At 46.2% G+C, this 656-nt stretch carries 1 protein-coding gene; it reads right to left on the bottom strand.

What is annotated here, in order from left to right; translation table 11 throughout:
- Positions 1 to 29 precede the first annotated feature (29 nt).
- Positions 30 to 656 (bottom strand): EF-Tu/IF-2/RF-3 family GTPase (locus tag Q4Q57_RS22065; RefSeq protein ID WP_311892041.1); only part of this gene is annotated, 627 nt, incomplete at its 5' end.

Raw genomic sequence — 656 nt, 5'->3', positions numbered from 1 at the left:
CTTCCTTTTCAAACTAATCTCTGTCGCGATTAAGCGATGATTTTAGCTACTACACCAGCACCAACTGTACGACCACCTTCACGGATTGCGAAGCGTAAACCTTCGTCCATCGCGATTGGGCAAATCAGAGTCACTACCATTTTGATGTTGTCGCCAGGCATTACCATCTCTACGCCTTCTGGCAGTTCGATAGTACCGGTTACGTCAGTTGTACGGAAGTAGAACTGTGGACGGTAGCCTTTGAAGAATGGAGTGTGACGTCCACCTTCTTCTTTTGACAGAACATAAACTTCTGATTCAAAAGTGGTGTGTGGGTTGATTGAACCTGGTTTAGCCAATACTTGACCACGTTCTACGTCATCACGCTTAGTACCACGTAATAACACACCACAGTTCTCGCCTGCACGACCTTCGTCAAGCAGTTTACGGAACATTTCTACGCCAGTACACGTTGTTTTAGTCGTAGTGCGAACACCAACGATTTCAACTTCGTCACCCACTTTAACAATACCACGCTCAACACGACCAGTTACTACTGTACCACGGCCAGAGATTGAGAATACGTCTTCGATTGGCAGTAGGAACGGCTTGTCGATGTCACGTTGTGGTTCTGGAATGTAAGAATCCAGAGCTTCAGCAAGTTCGATAATCTTAGC

The sequence above is a fragment of the Shewanella sp. SP2S2-6 genome (assembly GCF_031931965.1).
Classification (GTDB): Bacteria; Pseudomonadota; Gammaproteobacteria; order Enterobacterales; family Shewanellaceae; genus Shewanella; species Shewanella baltica.
The sequence above is the reverse complement of the archived record's forward strand: the minus strand, read 5'-3'. Positions and strand labels throughout refer to the sequence as shown.